Annotated in this window: 22 protein-coding genes; 9 read left to right on the top strand and 13 right to left on the bottom strand. The window is 62.1% G+C overall.

The features are described 5' to 3' along the window. From RMO51_RS00245 to RMO51_RS00215, 7 genes are all read left to right on the top strand, one after another. Positions 1 to 2,785: DNA translocase FtsK 4TM domain-containing protein (locus RMO51_RS00245; protein WP_310390953.1), on the top strand; the 2,785-nt coding region annotated here is incomplete at its 5' end. A gap of 206 nt (positions 2,786 to 2,991) precedes the next feature. Then, complete coding sequence (locus tag RMO51_RS00240; protein ID WP_310390951.1) at positions 2,992 to 3,636, top strand: outer membrane lipoprotein carrier protein LolA; 645 nt, start codon at positions 2,992 to 2,994, stop codon at positions 3,634 to 3,636. Between the two features lie 153 nt (positions 3,637 to 3,789). Next, complete coding sequence (locus tag RMO51_RS00235) at positions 3,790 to 5,091, top strand: DUF2851 family protein (RefSeq protein WP_310390949.1); 1,302 nt, start codon at positions 3,790 to 3,792, stop codon at positions 5,089 to 5,091. Further along, a complete protein-coding gene (locus RMO51_RS00230) occupies positions 5,088 to 6,395 on the top strand; it encodes a hypothetical protein (RefSeq protein WP_310390948.1) in 1,308 nt (435 codons plus the stop codon). The genes RMO51_RS00235 and RMO51_RS00230 overlap by 4 nt, the downstream gene beginning before the upstream one ends. A 119-nt stretch (positions 6,396 to 6,514) precedes the next feature. Then, a complete protein-coding gene (locus tag RMO51_RS00225) occupies positions 6,515 to 7,147 on the top strand; it encodes a NeuD/PglB/VioB family sugar acetyltransferase (protein ID WP_310390946.1) in 633 nt (210 codons plus the stop codon). Positions 7,148 to 7,258: 111 nt separating this feature from the next. Continuing rightward, the gene (locus RMO51_RS00220; RefSeq protein WP_310390944.1) at positions 7,259 to 8,206 is read left to right on the top strand and encodes a rhodanese-related sulfurtransferase; all 948 of its coding nucleotides are present in this window, start codon (positions 7,259 to 7,261) and stop codon (positions 8,204 to 8,206) included. Between the two features lie 97 nt (positions 8,207 to 8,303). Then, complete coding sequence (locus RMO51_RS00215; protein ID WP_310390943.1) at positions 8,304 to 9,176, top strand: nucleoside phosphorylase; 873 nt, start codon at positions 8,304 to 8,306, stop codon at positions 9,174 to 9,176. 44 nt (positions 9,177 to 9,220) lie between these two features. Here RMO51_RS00215 and RMO51_RS00210 read toward each other — a convergent pair whose 3' ends face one another. Further along, positions 9,221 to 10,234, bottom strand: a complete 1,014-nt coding sequence (locus tag RMO51_RS00210; protein ID WP_310390941.1) for an acyl-CoA reductase — start codon at positions 10,232 to 10,234, stop codon at positions 9,221 to 9,223. 196 nt (positions 10,235 to 10,430) lie between these two features. Between RMO51_RS00210 and RMO51_RS00205 the strand changes: the two genes are divergently transcribed. Continuing rightward, complete coding sequence (locus RMO51_RS00205; protein ID WP_310390939.1) at positions 10,431 to 10,781, top strand: 4Fe-4S dicluster domain-containing protein; 351 nt, start codon at positions 10,431 to 10,433, stop codon at positions 10,779 to 10,781. Between the two features lie 107 nt (positions 10,782 to 10,888). On the opposite strand, the gene RMO51_RS00200 is transcribed toward RMO51_RS00205, so the two are convergent. Together RMO51_RS00200 and RMO51_RS00195 are read right to left on the bottom strand one after the other, a co-directional pair. Continuing rightward, positions 10,889 to 12,097: an N-acetyl sugar amidotransferase gene (locus RMO51_RS00200; RefSeq protein ID WP_310390937.1), complete on the bottom strand. Its 1,209-nt coding sequence runs from the start codon at positions 12,095 to 12,097 to the stop codon at positions 10,889 to 10,891. Between the two features lie 114 nt (positions 12,098 to 12,211). After that, positions 12,212 to 13,129: a carbon-nitrogen hydrolase family protein gene (locus RMO51_RS00195; protein ID WP_310390935.1), complete on the bottom strand. Its 918-nt coding sequence runs from the start codon at positions 13,127 to 13,129 to the stop codon at positions 12,212 to 12,214. A gap of 384 nt (positions 13,130 to 13,513) precedes the next feature. On the opposite strand from RMO51_RS00195, the gene RMO51_RS00190 reads away from it, so the two are divergent. Then, positions 13,514 to 16,195: a valine--tRNA ligase gene (locus tag RMO51_RS00190; RefSeq protein ID WP_310390934.1), complete on the top strand. Its 2,682-nt coding sequence runs from the start codon at positions 13,514 to 13,516 to the stop codon at positions 16,193 to 16,195. Positions 16,196 to 16,308: 113 nt separating this feature from the next. Here RMO51_RS00190 and RMO51_RS00185 read toward each other — a convergent pair whose 3' ends face one another. The 10 genes from RMO51_RS00185 to RMO51_RS00140 form a co-directional block, all read right to left on the bottom strand. Continuing rightward, entirely contained in the window at positions 16,309 to 16,506 is a 198-nt protein-coding gene (locus RMO51_RS00185; RefSeq protein WP_310390932.1) for a hypothetical protein, read from the bottom strand. A 114-nt stretch (positions 16,507 to 16,620) separates the two neighbouring features. Then, entirely contained in the window at positions 16,621 to 18,048 is a 1,428-nt protein-coding gene (locus tag RMO51_RS00180; protein WP_310390931.1) for a dihydrolipoamide acetyltransferase family protein, read from the bottom strand. 106 nt (positions 18,049 to 18,154) lie between these two features. Continuing rightward, the gene (locus tag RMO51_RS00175; RefSeq protein ID WP_310390929.1) at positions 18,155 to 18,529 is read right to left on the bottom strand and encodes a hypothetical protein; all 375 of its coding nucleotides are present in this window, start codon (positions 18,527 to 18,529) and stop codon (positions 18,155 to 18,157) included. Positions 18,530 to 18,709: 180 nt separating this feature from the next. Continuing rightward, positions 18,710 to 19,096, bottom strand: a complete 387-nt coding sequence (locus tag RMO51_RS00170; RefSeq protein WP_310390927.1) for a hypothetical protein — start codon at positions 19,094 to 19,096, stop codon at positions 18,710 to 18,712. Then, positions 19,093 to 19,464, bottom strand: coding sequence for a type II toxin-antitoxin system VapC family toxin (locus RMO51_RS00165; protein ID WP_310390925.1), 372 nt, complete (start codon positions 19,462 to 19,464; stop codon positions 19,093 to 19,095). The genes RMO51_RS00170 and RMO51_RS00165 overlap by 4 nt, the downstream gene beginning before the upstream one ends. Then, the gene (locus tag RMO51_RS00160; protein ID WP_310390923.1) at positions 19,464 to 19,691 is read right to left on the bottom strand and encodes a hypothetical protein; all 228 of its coding nucleotides are present in this window, start codon (positions 19,689 to 19,691) and stop codon (positions 19,464 to 19,466) included. The genes RMO51_RS00165 and RMO51_RS00160 overlap by 1 nt, the downstream gene beginning before the upstream one ends. A gap of 100 nt (positions 19,692 to 19,791) precedes the next feature. Next, the gene (gene accC / locus RMO51_RS00155; RefSeq protein WP_310390922.1) at positions 19,792 to 21,138 is read right to left on the bottom strand and encodes an acetyl-CoA carboxylase biotin carboxylase subunit; all 1,347 of its coding nucleotides are present in this window, start codon (positions 21,136 to 21,138) and stop codon (positions 19,792 to 19,794) included. Between the two features lie 148 nt (positions 21,139 to 21,286). After that, the gene (accB, locus tag RMO51_RS00150) at positions 21,287 to 21,754 is read right to left on the bottom strand and encodes an acetyl-CoA carboxylase biotin carboxyl carrier protein (RefSeq protein ID WP_310390920.1); all 468 of its coding nucleotides are present in this window, start codon (positions 21,752 to 21,754) and stop codon (positions 21,287 to 21,289) included. Between the two features lie 25 nt (positions 21,755 to 21,779). Continuing rightward, positions 21,780 to 22,343, bottom strand: coding sequence for an elongation factor P (efp, locus tag RMO51_RS00145; protein ID WP_310390919.1), 564 nt, complete (start codon positions 22,341 to 22,343; stop codon positions 21,780 to 21,782). Between the two features lie 155 nt (positions 22,344 to 22,498). After that, entirely contained in the window at positions 22,499 to 23,506 is a 1,008-nt protein-coding gene (locus tag RMO51_RS00140; RefSeq protein ID WP_310390917.1) for a beta-ketoacyl-ACP synthase III, read from the bottom strand. Between the last annotated feature and the right edge of the window lie 65 nt (positions 23,507 to 23,571).

The raw sequence follows: 23,571 nt of genomic DNA, 5'->3' as shown, positions 1-23,571 counted from the left end.
CGCCCCCCGCCCCGCCGCCAACGTGCCCAAACCCGCCCGGCCCGCACTGGCCCCGAAGCCGCCCCGCGCCCCGCGGGGCCCGCTCCCCGGCGTGAGCCAGGCGCTGGCCCTGCTGCGCGACCGCCGCTTTCACCTGTTCGTGGGGTTTGGCCTGCTGCTCGGCAGCCTGTACCTCACCATTGCTTTCACGTCCTTCCTCTTCACGGGCCACGCCGACCAAAGCGTGGTGGCGGCCCTGGGCGCTACGCCGCTCAAGGAAGCCGGGCAGGAATCCGGCAACTGGCTGGGCCTGCTGGGCGCCTGGGCGGCGCAGCTGTTCATTTACAAGCTGTTTGGGGTGGCGGCGTTTGCCCTCATTCCCATCGTGTTTTTTCTGGGCTACAAAATTGTCTTTCGGTCGGCCACCGGCTCGGTGAGCTACGTGCTGGCCCTGGGCTTGTTCTCGATGGCGTGGCTCAGCGTGCTGCTGGGCTACGTGGTGGTGAGCCTGGCCACGCCCGGGGCCGACCCCGCGCTGGCGCACCGGCTGGACTTCCTCTGCGGCGGCGTGGGCTTCGAGGCCGCCTCCTGGCTCGACAGCCTCATCGGCTGGGGCACGGTGCTGCTGCTGGCGTTTGCCTTGATTTCGTTCGTGGTGTTCTTCTTCAACGTCACCAGCATCAACCTGGGCAGCTTCCGCCGCCTCGGCACCGAGGACGATGCCGACGAGGACGCCGAGCTGGAAGCGGAAATCGCAGCGGAGCAGGCTGTAGCGGAGGCAGTTCCGCCGAAGGTAATGCCGGCCGTTCAGGCGTCGGCGGTCACCGCTGCGGCCACGGTGGCGGCCGGCGGAGCACTGGCCGCCGGCCCCGCCCTGCAGCTTCGCACCGACGAACCCGAGGACGCGCTGCCCGCCCGCGAATTTGAACCCGCGCCCCGCGTCGATGCGGGCGTGGCTTTGAGCGTGACTAGCGCCTTGGCAGCCCCCGCGGCGGCTACGGCTACGGCCGCAACTGGGCCGCTGGCTGTGGCCGCCGCGGGGCCGGCGTTTTCCATTGAAATGCCCACCCCGGACCCGGCCGTGGGCGTCCCCTCGTCCACCATTCCCACGCCGCTGTCGTTGGCCGACCTGGCCGATGACTCCAAAACCCCCGCCGCCGGCAACCAAAAACCAGGCGCCAGAAACCTGGAACTGACAACTCCCGGCCGCGACGACCTCGACCCCAACGCGGGCGCCGCCATTGCCGCCGTGGCCGACGAGGACGAGGACGCCGAGGCCATGCCCAACGTGAACTACGACCCCACGCTGGACCTGCCCCGCTACCAGTTTCCGACCCTGGAGCTACTCAACGACTACGGCCAGGCCAAGGCCCAGGTGACCAAGGAAGAGCTCGAAGCTAACAAGGACCGCATCGTGGAAACCCTGGGCCACTACGGCATCAGCATCGCCAGCATCAAGGCCACCATTGGCCCTACGGTTACGCTCTACGAAATCGTGCCCGAAGCCGGGGTGCGCATTTCCAAAATCAAGGCCCTGGAAGACGACATTGCGCTGAGCCTGGCGGCGTTGGGCATCCGCATTATCGCGCCCATTCCGGGCAAGGGCACCATTGGCATCGAGGTGCCGAACACGAAGAAGGAAATGGTGAGCATTCGCTCGGTGCTGGGCTCGGAGAAGTTCGCCCGCACCGAAATGGACCTGCCCATTGCCTTCGGCCGCACCATCACCAACGAAGTTTTTGTGGCCGACCTAGCCAAAATGCCGCACTTGCTCATGGCCGGGGCCACGGGCCAGGGCAAGTCGGTGGGCCTGAACGTGATTCTGGCCTCGCTGCTCTACAAGCGGCACCCGGCCACCCTGAAGTTCGTGCTCGTGGACCCCAAAAAGGTGGAATTGAGCATCTTCAACAAGATTGAGCGCCACTACCTGGCCAAGCTACCCGACACCGAAGAGCCCATCATCACCGACACCAAAAAGGTGGTGAACACGCTCAACTCGCTGTGCATGGAAATGGACCGGCGCTACGATTTGCTCAAAGAAGCTGGCTGCCGCAACCTCAAAGAGTACAACCACAAGTTCGTGGAGCGCCGCCTCAACCCCAAGAAGGGCCACCGCTTCCTGCCCTTCATCGTGCTGGTGATTGACGAGCTGGCCGACCTAATGATGACAGCCGGCAAAGAAGTGGAAACGCCCATTGCCCGCCTCGCGCAGCTGGCCCGCGCCATCGGTATTCACCTCATCGTGGCCACCCAGCGCCCCAGCGTGAACGTCATCACCGGTATCATCAAGGCCAACTTTCCGTGCCGGATTTCCTTCAAGGTGACCAGTAAGATTGACTCGCGCACCATTCTCGACACCGGCGGGGCCGACCAACTCATCGGCCAGGGTGACATGCTGTTCTCGGCCGGCTCGGATTTGATTCGGGTGCAGTGCGCCTTCATCGACACCCCGGAGGTGGACCGGGTGTGCGACTACATTGGCGAGCAGCAGGGCTACTCGGATGCCTACATGCTGCCCGAAGTAGCCGGGGCCGACGGCGACGCGGGCAGCGGCAACGAGGACCTGGACCCCACCGAGCGCGACGCCATGTTCGAGGAAGCGGCCCGCTGCATCGTGCTGCACCAGCAGGGCAGCACCAGCCTGCTCCAGCGCAAGCTCAAGCTGGGCTATAACCGGGCCGGCCGGCTCATCGACCAGCTCCAGCACGCCGGCATCGTGGGCCCCTTCGAGGGCAGCAAAGCCCGCGACGTGCTCGTGACGGACGAGTACCAACTGGAGCAGCTGCTCAACAGCATGAGCAAGTAGCGCCGTGGCTTCGCCGGCCGCCCTTCCTGCACGCCCCGCTGAGGTGCGCCAACGAAGACGGGCGCGGGATTGAGGTGAGCGGCTTGGCTGGTTAATTTTCTGCCCAGGCACCTTTTTGAGCATTTTGGCCGGTCGTTTGTTAAACGAAATCCGTATCACGTAATCCGAGCGTAACACCGACGCGCTCAGTGTACCTTCCCTCCCTCATGAAAAAATCATTTCTCTTGCTGTTGCTCGCGGGCGCGCTGGCGTTGCCCGCCGCCGCCCAGCAGGATGCCAAGGCCGGCAAAATTCTCGACCAGATGAGCGCCAAGTACCAGGCGTTGCAGGCTTTCCAGGCCACGTTTACGCAGACACTGGAAAACCCTGGCGCCAAGGTTAAGCAGAACATCAACGGCGACATCGTGGTGAGTGGCCAGAAGTTTCGGTTGAAAATAAGCGGCCAGGAAGTCATCAACGACGGCAAAACGACCTGGACTTACCTCAAGAACGAGAACGAGGTGAATATCTCTGATTCGGACCCGGACTCGCAGGAAATGTCGCCCTCGCAGATTTATACGATGTACAAAAAAGGCTACAAGTATACCTACGTGCAGCAGTTGCAGGAAGCCGGCGAAGCCGTTGACGTCATCGAGCTGTCGCCGGAAAACCGCCAGAATGACGTGTTCAAGGTGCGGCTGAAGGTGCGCAAAAAAGATGCGTCAGTAAAAAGCTGGCAGATGTACAAAAAGAACGGCAACCAGTACACGTTCTACATCAAGAAATTCCAGCCCAATCCACCCGTGGACGCCACCACGTTTGCCTTCGACAAGGCCAAGTACAAGAATGTGAAAGTGGTGGACCTGCGGTAAGGTTTTTAGTTGTCGGTTGCTCGTTTTCAGTTGTCAGGCCGATGCCTTTTAGCGGCCCGCTTCGAAAGAGGCGGGCCGCGGTGTTTTGCGAACGAAAACGCCGGAGCTTTTTCAGTAACTGACAACAAGCAGCTGACAACTAGATTTGCGGCCATGCGTGAAGATTTCCTCCATTACGTCTGGCAGCACCAGTACTTCGACAAAACCGACCTGCGAACGGCGGGCGGCGAAGAAATTCAGGTGTTGCGCCCCGGCCACCGCAACGCCGACGCCGGCCCTGATTTCCTGAACGCGCGGCTGCGCCTCGGCGAAGTAGAATGGAACGGCGCGGTAGAAATTCACCTTCGGGCTTCGGACTGGCCCCGGCACAACCACCAGACCGACCCAAAATACGACCAAGTAGTTTTGCACGTGGTGGGCAGCCACGACGCCGACGTGGCCCGCACCAACGGCAGCCTTATTCCGGCTCTGGCGCTGCAGCCGCGGCTGTCGCCCGAGCTGCTGGCCCGCTACCAGACGTTGGTCGAAGCGCCCGCGGCGGCCCCATTGCCCTGCGCCCCGTTGCTGGGCCTGGTGCCCGAAATCACCCGGACGATGATGGCCGAGCGCGCCCTGCTGGAGCGCGTGGAGCAAAAGGCCGACGTCATCATGGCGCTGCACCGGCACCTCGGCCAGGACTGGGAGGCCACCACGTACCACGCGCTCCTGGCGGCATTCGGTTTTCAAAAAAACAGCGAACCCCTGGCCCGGCTTGCCAAAGCGCTGCCGCTGGCCGTGTTGCGCCGCCACCGCCACGACCAGCGGCAGGTGGAAGCCCTGCTGTTTGGCCAGGCCGGTTTGCTGGTTGAAAACGAAGAAACTGCCGCCGACAACTACATTCAGGACCTGAGGCAGGAATACGATTTCCTGCGGCACAAGTACGACCTGGGCAGCGCGGCGCTGCTCGCGCACGAGTGGAACTACTTGCGCCTGCGGCCGGCCAATTTCCCGCCCGTCCGGCTCGGCCAGCTCGCGGGGCTGCTCCACGCCCGACCGGCCTTGTTCGATGCCCTGCTGACGGCGCGCAGCGTGCGCGCGCTGGCCGAGTTTTTTCGGGCGCCCGTGCCGCTTTACTGGCGCACCCACTTCCGACCCGGGCGGCCCGGCAAGGTGCCGGCCCTGGGCAAAAGCAGCACCGATTTGCTCGTCACCAACGTGGTGGTGCCGCTGCGCGTGGCCTACGCCCGCCACGTGGGCCAGCCCGCGCTGGTGGAAAGCAGCGTGGCCCTGCTCAGCGAGCTCCCGGCCGAGCACAACCAGTACACCCACGCGTACGAAAGCCTGGGGTTCACTCACCGCACTGCGGCCGACTCGCAGGGCCTGCTGGCCTTGCACAAGAACTACTGCGCCCCGCGCCGCTGCCTGCATTGCGCCATTGGCAGCCGGTTGGTGCAGCAACCCCGCGTGGCCCGGTGAAAACAGCGCTGGCCTTGCTGTTGAATGCGGCCCTGCTGGCCGTGTTGCTGCCGTGGCTCGGGCGGCAGTGGCGTTGGGCCGGGGCCGGGTGGTGGCGCGGGGCCCTGGTGGCGGGATTGGGTTTACGGTTGCTGGTGGGTTTTATAACCGGCTGGCAACTAGTGCGCGACGCCCAAGTAATGAGCTTCAATGGTCGGATTCTCACGGCTCAGATGTGGGCCGAGCCGGGGGCAGCGCTGCGCACCCTGTGGGGCGAGGAACTCCACCATGCCGGCCAGGACTTGGTGTTTTACGGAATGTCCAACACCTTTTTCTTCATCAAGATACTGGCGTTTCTCAACCTGGCGTCGCTCAATACGGACTGGCTAAACGCGCTGTACCTGTCGGCATTTAGCTTTGTGGGGTGCTGGGCGCTCGTCCGGGCGCTGGGGCAGGTATTTCCGCACACGCCGGGCGGAGCGGGCGTGGTTGGCTTTCTGCTGTGGCCATCGATGGTCTTTTGGGCCTCGGGCGTGACCAAGGAGTCGGTGGTGCTGGGGAGCGGCGCGTGGTTGCTGGCGCTGTTCATTGCCCTGTTTTTCGGGAAGCCGGCGGCCCCCAAACCGGTGCTGTGGGGCCAGGCAACGAGCCTGGCGGTGCTGGCGGTGCTGCATTTCAAAATGCGTTATTTCTTCGCGGTCCCGCTTTTGGGAGCCCTCGCGGCGCTGGCCCTGGTGCAACTGCTCCAGCGGGTGGGGCTGGCGCGCCGTCGCTGGGCGCAGGCCTTGGTGCTGGCGGTGGTGCTGGGTAGTGGCGCGTGGCTGGCTTCGGAGGTGAGCGTGGCCTTCCGGCTGAATAAATTCACCAACCAGGTGGTGCGCATTTACAGCCGGCACCTGGGCGCCTCCGCCGGGCAGCCGCACTTCGAGTACCCGGACCTGCAGCCCACGCCGGCCAGCATTCTGCGCCACGTGCCCAAGGCCGCGGTGAATGCCTTCGCCAGGCCTTGGCTCGGCGAGTCCAGAAGATTTTTGTACGTTGCCGCGGGCCTGGAAAACGCCCTGCTGCTGACGTTGATAGCGCTGGCGCTGGTGGCAGTGGGGCGCGGGCGGGCAGGGCAGCTGCCGTTTGGCGTGGCCTTGGCGCTGGGGGTGCACTGCCTTGCCTTGGCGGTGCTGCTGGGGCTGAGCACGCCCAACCTGGGCTCGTTGCACCGCTACCGCAGTGGGCTGCTGCCGTACGCGGTGCTGCTGCTGCTACAAAACGAGTACGCGGCGGCCGTGTTGCGGCGGCTGGGCATGAGCAAAGAGCCCGGGCAGCCGTAGCACCCGGCAACGGGCCAAAACAGCCCCTGCGGCCGGTGCCGTACCTTTGTTCTTCTTGGTAGAATTTTTATAGCCCGTTGCTGCCGGTTTGCCTAGGCCGAGCAATCCGAACCCCACCCATGGAAAACCCCGTTATCATTCTTGGTGCCCAAACCGTGGGCACGGCCGCTCTCGATGCTTTTCTCTCTAACGACGTCGTGGTGTACTGCCTGCTCGACGATGACGCCAAGCTGCAAGGCACGGAATTGCTCGACGTGCCCGTAATGGGCAACACCGACGACGGCGAGCTGCTCAAGCTATTGGGCAAGAAGTGCGAAGTATTCGTGGCCACCGACGACAGCGCCAGCCGCCGCAGCCTCACCGAGATGCTGCGCTCCGAGTACGAGGCCGTGCCCGTCAACGCCATTCATCAGCGCGCCAGCGTATCGGTGCACGCCACGCTGGGCCACGGCAACTACGTGGGCCCCAACGCCGTGGTGGCGGCCACCGCTACCCTCGGCGACGGCTGCCTGGTGGGCGCCAACGCCGTGGTGGAAGCCCACGCCACCGTGGGCGACTTTGCCCAACTGGGCACCGGCGCGCTGGTCGGTACCGACGCGCAGGTGGGCGGGCTGGCCTTCATCGGCGCTGGCGCCGTGGTGGTGGCCGGCGTCAAAATCGGCGATAAGGCCCGCGTGGGAGCTGGCTCAGTGGTGGTGGCCGACGTGCCCGCTGGCCAAACGGTATTTGGCAACCCGGCCATTAAGGTTTAATTAAAAATTAAAAATTATGAATTAAAAATTGGCGATTTAAATGGACCATAGTCGGGTCTGGTTTCGTCGGTGGACAATTCATAATTTTTAATTCATAATTTTTAATTGAAGATGTATCAGGTTCTGCTTTATTACTGCTACACGCCGCTCGAAAACCCGGAGCAGTTTCGGGGGGAGCACCACCGCTTGTGCCTGGCGCTGGACCTGCGCGGGCGCATCATTGTGGCGGCTGAGGGACTGAATGGCACGGTGTCGGGCACGGTGGAAAACTGCGCGCGCTACATGGCCGCCGTGAAGGCTGACCCGCGCTTTGCCGCGCTGGAGTTCAAGGTTGACGACGCGTCCGCCCACACGTTTCAGAAGCTGCACGTGCGCGTAAAACCCGAAATTGTGCACAGCAGTCTGCGCCACGTGCGGCCGTACGAGAAAACCGGCCAGCACCTGTCGCCCGCCGAGTTTAAGGCCCTGAAGGACCGCGCCGACGTGGTGGTGGTGGACGTGCGCTCGGACTACGAGTACAACCTCGGCCGCTTCAAAAACGCCGTTACCCTGGACCTGGAGAACTTTCGGGACTTTCCCGCGCGGGTTGAGCAGCTCAAAGCATTCAAGGACAAGAAAATCCTGACCTACTGCACCGGCGGTGTCAAGTGCGAAAAAGCCAGCGCTTACCTGCTGGAGCAAGGCTTCGAAAACGTGTACCAGCTGCACGGCGGCATCATCAAGTACGGCATCGAGGCCGGGGGCGAGGACTTCGACGGCCAATGCTACGTGTTCGACAACCGCGTGGCCGTGGATGTGAACCGCGTAAACCCCACGGTCATTTCGCGCTGCCAGTCCTGCCAGCAGCCCAGCAACCGCCTCGTGAACTGCGCCAACCCGCACTGCAACGCCCACCTGCCCCTGTGCGAAACCTGCGCCACCGAGCTGCAAGGCGCCTGCTCCGCTGCCTGTGCCGCCCACCCCGACAAGCGCCCCTACGACGGCACCGGCACCTACCCCAAGCCCAGCAACCACTACCGCCCCGCCCAGGGCCTGGCGTCGTACGCTAAGGCTCAATGAAGAATGAGGAATGAAGAATGAGGAATTCGCGCATGGTTTACTTCCTCATTCCCCTCCCACAATTCCTCATTCCTCATTCTTCATTCCTCATTGAAATATGATTCCTTCCTCCGAACTCATTCTCAACGCCGACGGCAGCATTTACCACCTCAACCTGCTGCCCGACCACATTTCCGACACCATCATCACCGTGGGCGACCCCGGGCGGGTGGCGCAGGTGAGCCGGCATTTCGACTCGGTGGAATTTGAAGGCGCGCACCGCGAGTTCGTGACCCACGTGGGCTACTACCGCGGCAAGCGCCTCACGGTGCTCAGCACCGGCATGGGCACCGACAACATCGACATCGTGATGAACGAGCTGGACGCGCTGGTCAACATCGATTTCGTGGCCCGCACCGTGCGCCCCGCCGAGGAGCGGTTGAGCCTGCGCGTCATCCGGCTGGGCACCAGCGGCAGCCTGCAGGCCGACGTGCCCCTTGGCGCCCTGCTGGCCACCGAGCACGCCGTGGGCCTCGACAGCCTCATGCACTTTTACCCCCTGGTGGAAACCGGCTTGGAAACCCAGATTGCCACCGGGCTGCAGCAGGCGCTGGCGCTGCCCTTCGCCCCTTACGTCGTGCGCGGCTCCGACCTGCTGCGCGAGCAACTGGGCGCTGGCCTCCTGATGGGCAACACGCTCACGTGCCCCGGTTTCTACGCGCCTCAGGGCCGCAGCCTGCGCCTCGATTTGCGCCAGCCCGACTACATCGAGCGCCTGCGAGGCTTCCGGCACGAGAGCGCCGAGGGGGAATTTCGCCTGAGCAATTTTGAGATGGAAACCGCCGGCTATTACGCCTTGGGCCGCCTGCTGGGCCACGAGGTGCTTTCGCTCAACGCCATTGTGGCCAACCGTGCCACCGGTGAATTCGCCGAAAACGCCGGGGCGGTAGTCGACGCCATGATTGAGCGCACGCTGAATTTGCTGGCCTGAACCCGGCCAATCCGATGAATTCGCGGTTCAGATAAATTCGCGGTTCAGACAAGCTGGGCCAGAAATTCCATGGTGTCCACCCGGTCGGCGTACTCGGCCACGCCGGGGACCTGGGCCTGCCCGAACGGCAGGCTGCCCGCAAACCGCGCCCCGGCCGACACCACGCACTGCGTCTGGGCCGCCACATCGGTGAGTTGGTCCACCAAGTCAATTTCATTGGCGTATTCGGCGTAGTACACCATTGAAATGGGCGACACCAGCTTGGGGTCGCGCGTAACGAGGAAAAAGCCGTTGTCGAAGTGCGGCACCCGGTTCACCAGCAGAATGCTCTTGTTGTAGTCGTAGTTGTTGTTGTACTTGTGGTGGTTCAGCACGCCTTCGCAGGTTTGCAGGGCGTCGAGCAGGGGCACGAAGTCGTAGCCAGCCGGCACAAACAATTTGCTCACGTTGCGGCAGCCCAGGCCGTAGTACTGGAAAATGTCGGGGCCCAGCAGCGCCAGCTCAGCACTGGTTTCCCGGCCCGTGAGCACGGCAACGCTGGTCCGGTTGCGGCGGATGAGGTGGGGCTTCTTGCCAAAATAAAATTCGAAGTAGCGCGCCGTGTTGTCCGAGCCGGTTGCGATGAATGCGTCGGCGGTGTTCAGCCGGGGCAAAACCCGAATAAAATCCGCGAAGCGCGGCTCCAGCCGGGTAAGCTCTTCCAGGAGCCAGCTCATCAGCACGGTGTCCGCGGCGCTGAGCTTGGCCAGCAGCACGTGCCCGCTGAGCAGCACGCACAGCAGGTCGTGGAAGCCCACCAGGGGAATGTTGCCGGCCATGACCACGCCAATCTGGTGCACGGTGGTGGGCTCGGGTGGGTAGCGGGCGGCCCAGTGGCGCAGCGGCGCTTCGGCCAGCAGGTGCGCCAGGCCGGCCACGGCGGCCGTCACGCTGGGCTCGTCGAACCAGGCGTTCTGGTTGCGGGCGTGGGCGGCCAGCGCGGTGAGCTCGTCGGGAGAAATAGAGGCCAGGCGGTGGCCCAGAGCCACAAAAGCAGCTAAGCGTGCGGGATGATTCATGGAAAAGGAGGGCGGGCCGGCGGGTAGGGGCGGGTCCGGTTGGGCAATTGCGGCGCAAAATTGGGTCAAACCATGCAAACCCGGCCGTTGTTGGTTAATTTTGCCCGCCCGAAGAACGGCGCGGGCCGGGCGTTTTACGTAAGACTCGTCTGTTCCGCTTTGGTTTCCCCCTTCACCCCCTGACCCCCGACGCCCCATGGCCATCATGATAACCGACGAGTGCATCAACTGCGGTGCCTGCGAGCCGGAATGCCCCAACAACGCCATCTACGAAGGCGGCGCCCAATGGCGCTGGGCCGACGGCACCACCCTGACCGAGGTAAAAACCGGCGAGGGCGCCGTGGTTTCCGGCACCACGCCCCAAACCCCGGTGTCGGACGAATACTACTACATCGTGTCGGACAAGTGCACTGAGTGCGTGGGTTTTCACGAGGAGCCCCAATGCGCCGCCGTGTGCCCCGTGGACTGCTGCGTGGACGACCCCGACTACCGTGAAACCCGCGAGCGCCTGCTCGAAAAGAAAGAGTGGCTCCACATCGCCGCTTAGGGAAAAACAGGTAAAAGTTAAAAGGTAAAAGGGAAGGGTTAAGACCGTCGTGGTTTTTAACTCCTCCCTTTTACCTTTTAGCTCATAGCTTTTAACTTACCACAGGCTCAGGTTCCGCAGTTGAAGAACTTGTCGTAGGCCGATTCGGGAATCAGGTTCAGCCGGCTCATCAGCTTGATGGGCCCGCGGAACAGGCGCAGAAAAGCATAGCTGTTGGGGTAGTCGCGAAAAGTCTTGGGCGGCGCGGCCACGATTTGCTCAAATTCCGCCCGGGTGAGCCCCAGGCGTTTGATGCACAGGTCAATCACGGCTTCGTCTTCGATGATGTTGACCCGCGAAATGCGGTCCAGGGCCACTTCCCGGCTCATCTGGCCCGACCGCACCAGGGCCGAGTAGTTGAATAGGCGCCGGTCGATGTTGAATTTGACCCGGTTGAGGTAGTAAATCAGGCTTTGATACAGGTCGTCGGAGTAGTGGGCCCCGGGGCTTTTCCAGGCCAGCTCGCGGGCCAGCAGCTCGTCCACTTCGGTGCGCACGTAGTCCAGGTGATACAGCAAGGTCACGGTTTTGATGCGCCGCACAAAGGCGTAGTAAAACATCTCCTTGATGCCCAGATTGAACCCCGGGTCGTTGGGCTGCCAGCGCCGCAGCGGCACGGTGCCAAACTTCTTGTGCACGGCCCGCAGGTACTTGCCGTCCAGGAAGTTCCAGCTCAGCGGGGCAATGCCCTCGGTTCGGAACGACTGGCCGATGACCAGGTGCTGAATGCCCTCTTTGGCGGCGACGCCGTACAGGGCCGTGGCAATGCCGAGGTCGGTGCCTTCCTCCATGTCGGGCACCGAAGCTTTCAAAAAAGCAATTTTGAGGTCCTTCGATTCCCGCCAGTCCGAAGTGACGGTGCGCAGCTCCACGCCCAGGCGCTGGCAGGTGCGCATCATGTTCTCGCCGGCCACGGGGTTGCCAAAACCGTCGTTGAAGTGCACGGCCAGCGGGCGCAGCTTGAGCTGGGTTACGCAGTACCACAGGGTGTAGGAGCTGTCGCGGCCGCCGCTCACGCCCACCACGCAGTCGTAGCGGCGGCCGCGGCCGGTCCGGCGCATTTCATCGGTCAGGCGCTGTACGGTGCCGCGGCCGGCTTCGCCCAGCGGAAAGGCGCGTTCCATGCGGTCGTGCACCGCGCAAAACGAACAAGTGCCCGCGGCGTCAAACGCAATGCCCGGGGCGGTGGTGTCCATCAGGCAGCGGGTGCAGCGCCGGTAATCGGGACCGGCTGGCGAAGCTACCTGGGTGTTGTCGGGGAGTAATTGAGTAAGCAAAAGGGGTCGGGTTTGGGGGCCGGCGAAAATGAACGGGGGCGGGCAGCATCGGCAGAAGGGTAAAGGAGGACGAAGCGTGGGGGTGGGCCAGGGAGCGAGTAAAACCGGCTGGTATCAGGGCAAGCGGTCGAACTGGTAGCCCTTGCGCTGGAGCATGAGGCCAATTTCGGTGCCGCGCTCGGGCCGGTGGGGCCGCGCGAGGTCGGCGACCACCAACTGCCCGGCAAACTCATTGAAGGCGCCTTGGGCCCGGATGCCGTGGGCGTCGACGGCCAGCGAGCAGCCCACGCTTTTTTTGCCTTCGTAAGGGCCGCCCACGATGTACCCGACCGAGGTCGTGCTGACCACCACCACGTTGTACAGCTTGGCCAGAATCGAAAAGGGGCGGACCCATTTTTCCTCGTAGGGGTCGTGCTCTTCGGTGATGGAATAATCCACGGTCCACGACGCCGGGGCCAGAATAAATTCGGCGCCCATGCGGGCCAGCGTGTGGCCGATGGGCAGGCCGTCGAGGTAGTTGTCGGCGCAGATGTTGACCCCAATCTTGCCCAGTGGGGTATCCACCACGTTCAGGGTCTGTCCCACGGCGTAGAACGGTTGCTCCACGGCCAGTAAATTGATTTTGTGGTACTTGACAATGATTGCGCCCTGGGGGTCAATAAGAATGGCCGCGTTGTAGTTGCGGCCGTCGGCGGCGCGCTCGGTGAGGCCCGCGCACACGTACACGCCGTGCTTGACGGCGGCCTGGCACAGCTGGTCGCTGTACCGGCCCGGTATGGGCTGGGCTTCGAAAAGCGCGCTGGGGTGGGTCCAGGCAAAGTCCAGGGTTTCGGGCAGCAGGACCAGGTCGCAGTTTTGCGCGGCGGCCTCCGCAATTTGCTCCACGGCGCGGGCCAGGTTGCGGGCGGGCTCGCCGCCTTCCACCAGCAATTGGCCCAGCCCAATGCGCATGGTGCCGAGGCTGGCCGGCACCTCGGCCGGCGGCGCAACTGCAACGGGCGCAGATTTACGAAAAGAAAACAGCGCAGCCATCTGTGCTTGATACCAAAGAAATTTGTAATTATTCGGAAGGTACAATCGTGTGATTAAACTTTCTTGCGTGGGAATTGTCGCCGGGCCGGTAACGTCAAGCAGGACGCCAGCGCACAGCATCTGATGCAAAATCAGTAACATACTCAGCAGCTAATTTATCTTGTTGACGGTCAAGCTAAAATTATTCCGGGCACCGAACGTGGGGCGGGCTGCAGCCAGGGGGTTGAGTTCTTTTTGAGCCAAGCATGTTGCGGGATGAAGTTTGCGTGAACAAGCGCGGAGGAAGCAACGGGCCGTGGGTCGGCACCTCGGCGCGCGGGCGCCCCCAACGGCCCCGGGTTCTAATGCCTATTTTTGCTTTTTCTGCTTCCCGCATCGTTTTCTATGTCCCTCGCCACCACCTATTCGCCCACCGACGTTGAAGCCAAATGGTACCAGCGCTGGCAGGAGCAAGGCTTTTTCAAGGCCCGTCCCAACCCGAAAAAAGCGCCTTACACCGTTGTCATCCCGCCCCCGAACGTGACCGGCGTGCTCCACATGGGGCACATGCTGAACAATACCATCCAGGACGTGCTGGTGCGCCGCGCCCGCATGCAGGGCAAGGAAGCCTGCTGGGTGCCCGGCACCGACCACGCCAGCATCGCCACCGAGGCCAAAGTGGTGGCCCAGCTCAAGGAGCAGGGCATTGCCAAAAGCGACCTGACCCGCGCGCAGTTCCTGGCCCACGCCTTCGCGTGGAAAGAAAAGTACGGCGGCATCATCCTGGAGCAGCTCAAGCAGCTGGGCGCCTCCTGCGACTGGGACCGCACCCGCTTCACGATGGAGCCCGAACTCACCCAAGCCGTGCTCCGCGTGTTTGTGGACCTGTACAACAAGGGCCTGATTTACCGCGGCGTGCGCATGGTGAACTGGGACCCGGAAGGCCGCACCGCCATCTCCGACGAGGAGGTGATTGCCAAAAACGTGCAGGCTAAAATGTATTACCTACGGTATGAAGTTGTCAGTTCTCCGTTGTCAGTTGTCAGTGATGAAAAGATTGCTGACAACCAACAACTAACAACTGACAACTATATCACCGTGGCTACCTCGCGGCCCGAAACAATCATGGCCGATGCGGCGGTGGCGGTGAATCCCAAGGACCCGCGTTACCAGCACCTGATTGGGGCGAAGGTGCGCATTCCCTTACTCGGCCGCGAAATCCCGGTAATCGGTGATGAGTACGTGAGCATGGATTTCGGCACCGGTGCCCTGAAGGTGACGCCGGCCCACGACCTGAACGACTACGAGCTGGGCGTGAGGCACCACTTGCCGGTCATTGACATTCTGGCCGACGACGGCTCGCTGAACGAGAAAGCCGTGCTCTACGTGGGCCAGGACCGGTTTGCCGCGCGCAAGCAAATTGCCAAGGATTTGCAGGAAGCCGGGCTGCTCGACAAAATTGAGGAGTACGCCAGCATCGTGCAGACTTCGGAGCGCACCAAGGCCGTGATTGAGCCCAAGCTCAGCTTGCAGTGGTTTCTGAAAATGGAGCACCTGGCCAAGCCCGCGCTGGAAGCGGTGGAAAACGACACCGTGCGCCTGCACCCGCCCAAGTTCAAGAACATGTACCGGGCCTGGATGGAGAACGTGCGCGACTGGTGCATCTCCCGTCAGCTCTGGTGGGGCCAGCAAATTCCGGCCTACTACCTGCCCGACGGCACTTTCGTGGTGGCGTTAACCGCCGAAGCGGCCCTGACGCAGGCCCGCGCCCAGAGTGGCAAAGCGGACCTGCAGTTGAGCGAGCTGCGGCAGGACGAGGACGTGCTCGACACCTGGTTTTCGTCGTGGCTGTGGCCCATCTCGGTGTTCGACGGCTTCAAGGACCCCGACAACGCCGACATCAACTACTTCTACCCCACCAACGACCTGGTGACGGGCCCGGACATTCTGTTTTTCTGGGTGGCCCGCATGATTATGGCCGGCCTGGAGTACCGCCACGAGGTGCCTTTCAGAAACGTGTACCTCACCGGCATCGTGCGCGACGCCCAGGGCCGCAAGATGAGCAAGCAGCTTGGCAACTCGCCCGACCCGCTGGAACTCATTGCCCAGTACGGCGCCGACGGCGTGCGTACCGGCATGCTGTTCTCGGCCCCCGCCGGCAACGACCTGCTCTTCGACCTCAAGCTGGTGGAGCAAGGCCGCAACTTCAGCAACAAGCTTTGGAATGCCTTCCGCCTGGTGAAAGGCTGGGAGGTGGACGCTACCCTGCCGTTCGTGAACGAGAAGCCCGTGGCTTGGTTCGGCGCCAAGCTGCAGGCCGCCATCGGGGAGATGGACGACCATTTCGAGAAGTTTCGGATGAGCGACGCGCTGCTGATGGTGTACAAGCTGGTGTGGGACGACTTCTGCGCCTTGTACCTGGAAATGGTAAAGCCCGCCTATCAGCACCCCGTCGACGCCGAAACCCTGGGCCACACCACGGCCTACCTCGAAACCCTGCTCAAGCTACTGCATCCCTTCATGCCCTTCATCACCGAAGAGCTGTGGCACGAGCTGGCCGAGCGCGCCGAGCGCGACTACGTGTGCGTGGCCCCCTGGCCGAAAGCTGCCGCAACGGCCAACAGCGCCGAACTCCTGGCCGGCATGGAGAAAGCCCTGGCCATCGTGGCCGGCATCCGCACCGTGCGCAACCAGAAAAACCTCGGTCCTAACAAGCCCCTGGCCCTGGTGGCCAAAACCGACGAGCCCGCGCTGCTGACCAATTACGAGGGCATCATCCGCAAGCTGGGCAGCATCGCGGAGGTGACGTTTGCCGAGGTTGGTCCGGCCGCGGCGGTGAGTTTTGTGCTTGGCGGCGGCGAGTTTTTCATCCCGCTCGAAGGCAATATCGACCTGGGCGCCGAGCGTACCCGCCTGGAAAAAGAGCTGGAATACGCCCGAGGCTTCCGCGACTCGGTGCAGAAAAAGCTCGGCAACGAGAAGTTTACCCAAAACGCCAAGCCCGACGTGCTGGAGCGCGAACGGCAGAAGCTGGCCGATGCCGAGGCGAAAATTGCCGCCCTGGAGCAGGCGCTGCGGTCGTTGTAGCTGGCCGCCAGCGCACCAGGTATTCGTGCATAAGTACTTAAAAATGCCACTTCCCAGCAGCGGGAAGTGGCATTTTTTGGTTCGGCCGGCACCGCGGCCTGCTTGGGTGTACGCTACCGTGCGCTCGCATCCGCCTCCCGCTTCTGCAACGTAGCTAGTTGGTTCTGCAGTTGAAACGACACCTTTTCGCAGTCAGCAAAGCGCTTTTCGGACAAGCGGAGTGCGTTTTCGGTGGCCGAAAGCTGTTGGTAGAGGTACCCGATAAGGCCCAGCGCCAAAACCAGCGCGGCGATGGTGATGATGTTTCTCATGGTACTGCAACAAAAAAACGTCCGGCCGGGCTGGCTAAATCAGTTGGCCTCGTCTCCCAAACCAACTAGCCTGGTCGGGTGGCCCGGGCCCGTTACCCCCGCAAAAATGACCGCCTAAATCGCAGTATTCGGGTCGAACTGTTCTAGGTAATCGGCCACTTTACGCACGAACATGCCGCCCAGCGAGCCGTCGACCACGCGGTGGTCGTAGCTGTGTGAGAGAAACATGAAGTGGCGCACGCCAATCAGGTCGCCCTGCGGCGTCTCAATCACGGCGGGCTTTTTCTTGATGGCCCCCACGGCCATGATGGCCACCTGCGGCTGCATGATAATGGGCGTGCCCATCACGTTGCCGAACGAGCCCACGTTGCTCAGCGTGTAGGTGCCGCCTTCCAGGTCCTCGGGCCTGAGTTTGTTGGCGCGGGCGCGATTGGCCAGGTCATTCACCTTCTTGCTTAGGCCGTTGAGGTTGAGCTGGTCGGCGTTGTGAATGACCGGCACGATGAGGTTGCCGCTGGGCAGGGCCACGGCCACGCCAATATTAATGTCGCGTTTCTTGACGATGTAATCGCCGTCAACCGACACGTTTATGAGCGGAAAGTCCTGGATGGCGCGGGCCACGGCCTGCACAAAAATGGGCGTGAAGGTGAGATTTTCGCCCTCGCGCTTTTTGTAAGCGTCCTTGTGCTTGTTGCGCCAGTTTACGAGGTCCGTCACGTCGGCCTCCACGAAGCTGGTCACGTGCGGCGAAATCCGTACGGAGTCTACCATGCGCTGCGCAATCATCTTGCGCATGCGGTCCATTTCGATGAGCTCCTGACCGCCGCTTACGCTGGGCGCGGGCCGGGTAGGAATTGCCGGTTGCTGATTGGGGGTTGCTGGCTGCTCAGGTTGAGGGGCTGGCGTGGTTTGCGGCTGCTGAACCACGGGCGCCGGGGCAGCTTCGGGGGCCGCCGCCGCAGGCGCGGCGGTGCTGGCCGCCAGCGGCTGCTTGCCGTTGGCCACGTAGTCAAGGATGTCTTTCTTGGTAACCCGGTTTTCTTTGCCCGTGCCGGGCAGATATTCCAAATCCGTCATGCTTACGCCCTCCTCACGCGCAATGCTGAGCACCAGCGGCGAGAGAAAACGGCCGGGCTGGTGCACGGCGCCGGCCATTGGTTGAGCAACCTGGTCAGCCGGTTGAGCAGTCCGCGGGTCGCCCTGTTCTGGCAAATAGGGCACGGCGTGCGCGCTGCCGTTTTGCGAGGGCACGGCGGCTTGGGGAGCGGCCGGCGCACTGGCGGGCGCGGCAAGGGCGGCCACGTCAGTTTCCATGACGGCAATGGGAGCGCCCACGGCCACGACCTGGCCTTCCTGCACCAGAATTTCCTGCAAAACGCCCGCATAAATGGCCGGCACTTCGGTGTCTACTTTGTCGGTGGCCACTTCCAGCACCGATTCGTCCTGCTCAATCGCGTCGCCGACTTGCTTGAGCCATTTCAGGACGGTGCCTTCCATGATGCTTTCGCCCATTTTGGGCATCGTCATTTCCACTCGTGCCATAGTAAGGAGGGGTATTTTGGGAATAAGGGTGGGCGGGATTTTGGTGGCGCAAAGGTAGCCACAAAGCCGAACGCCCCCGGCGCGCGGGGCGGCGGGGGCGTTCAAATCAGGGTTTGGCATTCAGTACATCGCGCGTCGTGCGCCGGAAGTGCTTGCGTTTCAGCTTCCGGCGAATGTCGGGTGGTATGGACCATCCTTCGGCATACTGCTTTAGGATGAAAGCCTCGCGCTCCTCGCTGAAGCGAATGGCTTGCCGCATTCCCAGCGCAAGCGGTACCCCGCCATAAAAAGCCGCTGATGCCACATTGCTATGGGTTTTGTCGGTGCTGGAGCGCTTGCCAACGCTTTCGTCAACCGCGGTCCCGAGGCCGGTAGCGGCCCAACCTTCGCCGCCTCCGCGCCGCTGCACAAACAGCTTATGCACCGCCAGGGCCGTGTCGCGCCCCTGGCTGAAACCAGGCAGCGCACAGCTGGTTAGCAAGGAAAATAGTAGCAGTGGTCTAACCATGGAAGATGATGATTAAAATAGCTGCATTGAGGAGACCTTGGGAGCGAAAACCGTTGCACGGGTAGGAAGCAATATCCCCGCAGCAGGGAGCCACGAGGACATTTGGAACGTGTTCAGGATGCAGGAAGCTCGACCCGAAGGCAGCAGCGCGCGCTACTCCACGGTGATAACGGGCAGATTTACCTCCGTCAAATCGCCGCCCGAGACGGCGGCCTCCGCCCGAAACTTTGAGAAGCAAATGGTGCGGTTCGAGGCGAAGCGGTTGGTGGGGTCGTTGATGATGACGACGTGCTCAAACGTGCCGAATTCCTTGCCCTCGTACATCAGGCTTTGTTTGATACCCAAGTCGGGCTTGTTCACCACGTTCACGTACACGGTGCGGCCCAGGCCTTTCGGCCCCGGCTTAGCGTAGAGCACCGTAGTTTCGATGCTGCCGGTGCACGGTTCGGCGCAGCCGGCGAGGAGGGTGGTTGCGACAACGCCGGTCGCCGCTCGCAAAGCAATGGCAAAGCCGGAAGAAAGTACAAAGCGAATCATCACGGCTGGAAAGGGTCGTAAACGGTCAGAGCCGAAATCGCAATAAAATCAGCGACGTTGCGCGTGGCCAGGACCAAGTCAAATTCCAGCGCGGTGGCGGCAATCAATGAGTCCCCCAGCGTCATGCGCCGCTGCTGCCGCAAGCGTATGGCCGTCTCAATGACATTGGGCGTAACTGGCAAAAGCGTCACGACTGCAAACAGCGAATCAAAGTAAACGGCATCCGTCGCCTCCAACTTGTGAAATCCCAGCACTTCTACCTTGGAGATAAAGGAGGCAAAATTCTGCGTATTCAGCACCATTGGCCGGAGAAATTCGTAGGCTTCCCCCGCCGAGTAAATCAGCAGATTGCTGTCGAGCAAGTACGCCATCAGTCGCGGTTCGGCAAGGGGCGGTCGGCCCGAATTTCGCGCTGCCACGCCACCGGGTCGGGGATGCTTGTGCCGCTGCCGCCTTTGGCGATGATGCGCTGGTGGCGTTCCTGCTCGGCCGCCGACAACGGAGCCGGGGCCCCCACCCCCATGCCCAGGGCCCGAGCCAGTTGCAACAGGCGCTGGTACTGCTCTTCGTCGGCTAGCTCAATGGTGAAGGTTTTCATGGCGGCAAGATAACGGGCGGCGGCGACCTGGCCTTCGGGCGAGAAATAAAAAAGGCCCGCGGCAAAGCGGACCTTTTTCACGACCAGCAGCAGCAACTGCCTAAATCGTCGAGAAATCAAACGACTGCTCCAGAAACGCCGTCGTGAAATTCCCGGCTCGGAACTGCTCGTTGTCCATTAGCGCCAGGTGAAACGGGATGGTCGTTTTCACGCCTTCCACCACGAACTCGCTCAGGGCGCGCTTCATTTTTACGATGCACTCCTCGCGGGTCTGGGCCACGGTGATGAGCTTGGCAATCATCGAGTCGTAGTTGGGCGGAATCTGGTAGCCGGCGTACACGTGCGTGTCCACGCGCACGCCGTGGCCGCCGGGGATGTGCAGCGTGGTGATGCGGCCGGGGGCGGGGCGGAAGCCGTTGCGCGGGTCCTCGGCGTTGATGCGGCACTCCATGGCGTGCATCTTGGGGAAGTAGTTTTTGCCCGAAATCGGGATGCCCGCCGCCACCTTGATTTGCTCCTTGATGAGGTCGTAGTTGATGATTTCCTCCGTCACCGGGTGCTCCACCTGAATGCGGGTGTTCATCTCCATGAAGTAAAAGTCACGGTTGGCGTCCACCAAAAACTCAATCGTGCCCACGCCCTCGTAGCCGATGGCCGAGGCGCCGGCGATGGCAGCTTTGCCCATTTTCTCGCGCAGCGCGTCGGTCATAAACGGCGAGGGCGCCTCCTCCACCAGCTTCTGGTGGCGCCGCTGGATGCTGCAGTCGCGCTCGGAGAGGTGGCAGACGTGGCCGAACTGGTCGCCCACAATTTGCACCTCGATATGGCGGGGCTCCACCACAAACTTCTCCAGGTACATGCCGTCGTTGCCAAAGGCCGCCTTCGATTCCGTGCGCGCGTCGTCCCAGGCTTTCTGAAATTCGTCGTCGCCGTGAATGATGCGCATCCCACGCCCGCCGCCGCCCGCCGTGGCTTTGAGAATGACGGGGTACTTGATTTTGTTGGCAATTTTTCGGCCCTGCTCCACCGAATCGAGCAGGCCCACCGAACCCGGAATGCAGGGCACGCCGGCCTTAATCATGGTGGCCTTGGCGGTGGCCTTGTCGCCCATCTGGTTAATCATGTCGGGCGAGGCGCCGATGAACTTGATGCCGTTTTCGGCGCAGATGCGCGAGAATTCCGCGTTTTCTGACAAGAAGCCGTAGCCGGGGTGAATGGCGTCGGCGTTGGTGATTTCGGCCGCCGCAATCAAATTCGGCATGCTCAGGTAGGAGAGGGCCGAGGCCGGCGGGCCGATGCACACGGCCTCGTCGGCAAACTTCACGTGCAGGCTTTCCTTGTCGGCGGTCGAGTACACGGCCACCGTCTTGATGCCCATTTCCTTGCAGGTGCGGATGATGCGCAGGGCAATTTCGCCCCGGTTGGCGATGAGTATTTTCTTGAACATTGGGTGGGGGCTTGGAAACTTAGGGTCTTGGGGCTTGGCAGCTTTTGGCACTGCTGGTGCAAAAGAAAAGGCTTGGGAACCTGGAAGCCGGTTTTGCGCCATGCGGCGAACAACCAAGTCCCCAAGTTCCCAAGCCCCCAAGTCCCAACTATTCTATCAAAAACAGCGGCTGGTCGTATTCTACCGGGGTGGCGTTTTCCACCAGGGCCTTCACGATGCGGCCGCTTTCCTCGGCTTCAATTTCGTTGAACAGCTTCATGGCCTCGATGATGCAGATGACCTGGCCCTTCTCCACCATGTCGCCCACTTGCACGAAGACGGGCGCGTCGGGGCCGCTGCTGCGGTAGAAGGTGCCAATCATGGGGGCTTTCAGGGGCCGGTGAGTGCTGCTGGCGGCTTCGGCAGGCGCGCTGGCAGGGGCGGCGGCCGGAGCTGCTGCAACGGGGGCGGCCACCGGTACCGGCGCCGGCGCGGCGGGGGCCGCTACCCCCAGCACGTGCTTGGTGGTGGGGTCGCGCTGCACCGAAATCTTGAACTCCTCGGTTTCAATGTTGACCTTGTTGAGGCCCGATTTGGCAATAAAATCGAGCAGCTCCTGTAGTTCTTTGGCTTTCATGGCGACGTCCTTTTTGGGCGAATCGTTACTTGACTCTTTCAACATAAGCGTAGGTGCGGGTGTCCACCCGGATTTTGGTGTCCTGGTCCACGAACAGGGGCACCTGGATGCGGGCGCCGGTTTCCACGGTGGCGGCTTTGAGGGTGTTGGTGGCCGTGTCGCCCTTCAGGCCGGGCTCGGTGTAGGTCACCACGAGGTCCACGGTGGTGGGCAGCTCGGCGGTGAGGGGCTGCTCGGTTTCGGCGTGCATGAGGATGGTCACTTCCTGGCCTTCCTTCATCAGGTCGGCGAAGGGCACCATGGCCTCGGGCAGCACAATTTGCTCGAAGGTGCTAGCGTCCATGAAGGTGTAGCCGTAGTCGTCCTTGTAGATGAACTGGTGGGGCCGCTGCTCCACGCGGGCCGTTTCCACCTTCACGCCGGCGTTGAAAGTGTTGTCAATCACGCGGCCGGTTTTGATGTTGCGCATCTTCGTGCGCACAAACGCGGGCCCTTTGCCGGGCTTGACGTGTTGAAATTCGGTAATGACGTGCAGCTCGTTGTTGTAGTTGAGCACGAGCCCGTTGCGGAAGTCGGCGGTGGAAGCCATGGGAGTTAATTAAAAATTAAAAATGAAGAATTAAAAATTGTGGTTGATAACAACTTTTGCTTCCCCGCTTTTAAAGCTGATGTATGGAGTGGTGATTCTAAGGAAAAATTAAAAATACTAGTCGCAGAGCGTCAAGCATTTTTAATTTTTAATTCTCAATTTTTAATTTGACTGCCGTCGTAGGCCCATTTGATGTAGATGGAGCCCCAGGTGAAGCCGCCGCCGAAGGCCGCCAGCACCAGATTGTCGCCGCGGCGGAGCTGGTGCTCGTAGTCGGCCAGGCAGAGCGGGATGGTGGCGTTGGTGGTGTTGCCGTAGCGGTCGATGTTGAGCATCACCTTTTCCGGGCCCACGCCCATGCGGCTGGCGGTGGCGTCGATGATGCGCTTGTTGGCCTGGTGGGGCACCAGCCAGGCCACGTCGTCGTTGCTGAGGTGGTTGCGCTCCATCACCTGGGCGGCCACGTCGGCCATGCTTTTCACGGCGAACTTGAACACCGTGGCGCCTTCCTGGTAGATGTAGTGCTCCTTGGCGTCCACGGTTTCGTGGGAGGGCGGGCGGCGGCTGCCGCCGGCCTTCTGGTGCAGGTAGGCCTCGCCGCTGCCGTCGGTGCGCAGCACTTGGTCGAGCACGCCGTAGCCGTCGGTGCTGGGCTCAAGCAGGACCGCCGCGGCGCCGTCGCCGAACAGAATGCAGTTGGCGCGGTCGGTGTAGTCCACAATGGACGACATCTTGTCGGCGCCCACCACAATCACCTTCTTGTACGTACCGGTCTGGATAAACTGCGCGGCCGTGGCCAACGAAAACAAGAAGCTCGAACACGCCGCGTTCACGTCGTAGCTGAAGGCCCGGGTGATGCCCACGCCGTTGGAAATGATGTTGGCCGTGGCCGGAAACAGCACGTCGGGGGTGGTGGTGGCACAAATCAGCAGCTCCACGTCCGCCGGGTTGATGCCGGTTTTGTCCAGCAGCTGCTGCACGGCCTTGATGCCCATCACGGAGGCGCCCTGGTTTTCGCCCTTTAGGATGCGGCGCTCCCGAATTCCGGTGCGCGACATAATCCACTCGTCGGTGGTGTCAACCAGCTTTTCCAACTCGGCGTTAGTAAGCACATAGTCGGGCACGTAAGCGCCCACGCCGGTGATGGCAGCAGTAATCTTCATACGGGCAAAAGTAGGCGGGGCAAGCGGGAAAAGGGAATCCAGAACGTAAATGGGCACTTGTTAAG

Origin of the sequence: Hymenobacter sp. (assembly GCF_031398885.1) — a bacterium.
In the GTDB taxonomy this organism is placed as follows: domain Bacteria; phylum Bacteroidota; class Bacteroidia; order Cytophagales; family Hymenobacteraceae; genus Hymenobacter.
The sequence above is the reverse complement of the archived record's forward strand: the minus strand, read 5'-3'. Positions and strand labels throughout refer to the sequence as shown.

Excerpts from the sequence above, each read along its gene's own strand:
- RMO51_RS00240 (WP_310390951.1), top strand. The coding sequence starts at position 2,992 with ATGAAAAAATCATTTCTCTTGCTGTTGCTCGCGGGCGCGCTGGCGTTG.
- RMO51_RS00235 (WP_310390949.1), top strand. The coding sequence starts at position 3,790 with ATGCGTGAAGATTTCCTCCATTACGTCTGGCAGCACCAGTACTTCGAC.
- RMO51_RS00225 (WP_310390946.1), top strand. The coding sequence starts at position 6,515 with ATGGAAAACCCCGTTATCATTCTTGGTGCCCAAACCGTGGGCACGGCC.
- RMO51_RS00220 (WP_310390944.1), top strand. The coding sequence starts at position 7,259 with ATGTATCAGGTTCTGCTTTATTACTGCTACACGCCGCTCGAAAACCCG.
- RMO51_RS00215 (WP_310390943.1), top strand. The coding sequence starts at position 8,304 with ATGATTCCTTCCTCCGAACTCATTCTCAACGCCGACGGCAGCATTTAC.
- RMO51_RS00210 (WP_310390941.1), bottom strand. The coding sequence starts at position 10,234 with ATGAATCATCCCGCACGCTTAGCTGCTTTTGTGGCTCTGGGCCACCGC.
- RMO51_RS00205 (WP_310390939.1), top strand. The coding sequence starts at position 10,431 with ATGGCCATCATGATAACCGACGAGTGCATCAACTGCGGTGCCTGCGAG.
- RMO51_RS00195 (WP_310390935.1), bottom strand. The coding sequence starts at position 13,129 with ATGGCTGCGCTGTTTTCTTTTCGTAAATCTGCGCCCGTTGCAGTTGCG.
- RMO51_RS00190 (WP_310390934.1), top strand. The coding sequence starts at position 13,514 with ATGTCCCTCGCCACCACCTATTCGCCCACCGACGTTGAAGCCAAATGG.
- RMO51_RS00185 (WP_310390932.1), bottom strand. The coding sequence starts at position 16,506 with ATGAGAAACATCATCACCATCGCCGCGCTGGTTTTGGCGCTGGGCCTT.
- RMO51_RS00180 (WP_310390931.1), bottom strand. The coding sequence starts at position 18,048 with ATGGCACGAGTGGAAATGACGATGCCCAAAATGGGCGAAAGCATCATG.
- RMO51_RS00165 (WP_310390925.1), bottom strand. The coding sequence starts at position 19,464 with ATGGCGTACTTGCTCGACAGCAATCTGCTGATTTACTCGGCGGGGGAA.
- RMO51_RS00160 (WP_310390923.1), bottom strand. The coding sequence starts at position 19,691 with ATGAAAACCTTCACCATTGAGCTAGCCGACGAAGAGCAGTACCAGCGC.
- accC (WP_310390922.1), bottom strand. The coding sequence starts at position 21,138 with ATGTTCAAGAAAATACTCATCGCCAACCGGGGCGAAATTGCCCTGCGC.
- accB (WP_310390920.1), bottom strand. The coding sequence starts at position 21,754 with ATGAAAGCCAAAGAACTACAGGAGCTGCTCGATTTTATTGCCAAATCG.
- efp (WP_310390919.1), bottom strand. The coding sequence starts at position 22,343 with ATGGCTTCCACCGCCGACTTCCGCAACGGGCTCGTGCTCAACTACAAC.
- RMO51_RS00140 (WP_310390917.1), bottom strand. The coding sequence starts at position 23,506 with ATGAAGATTACTGCTGCCATCACCGGCGTGGGCGCTTACGTGCCCGAC.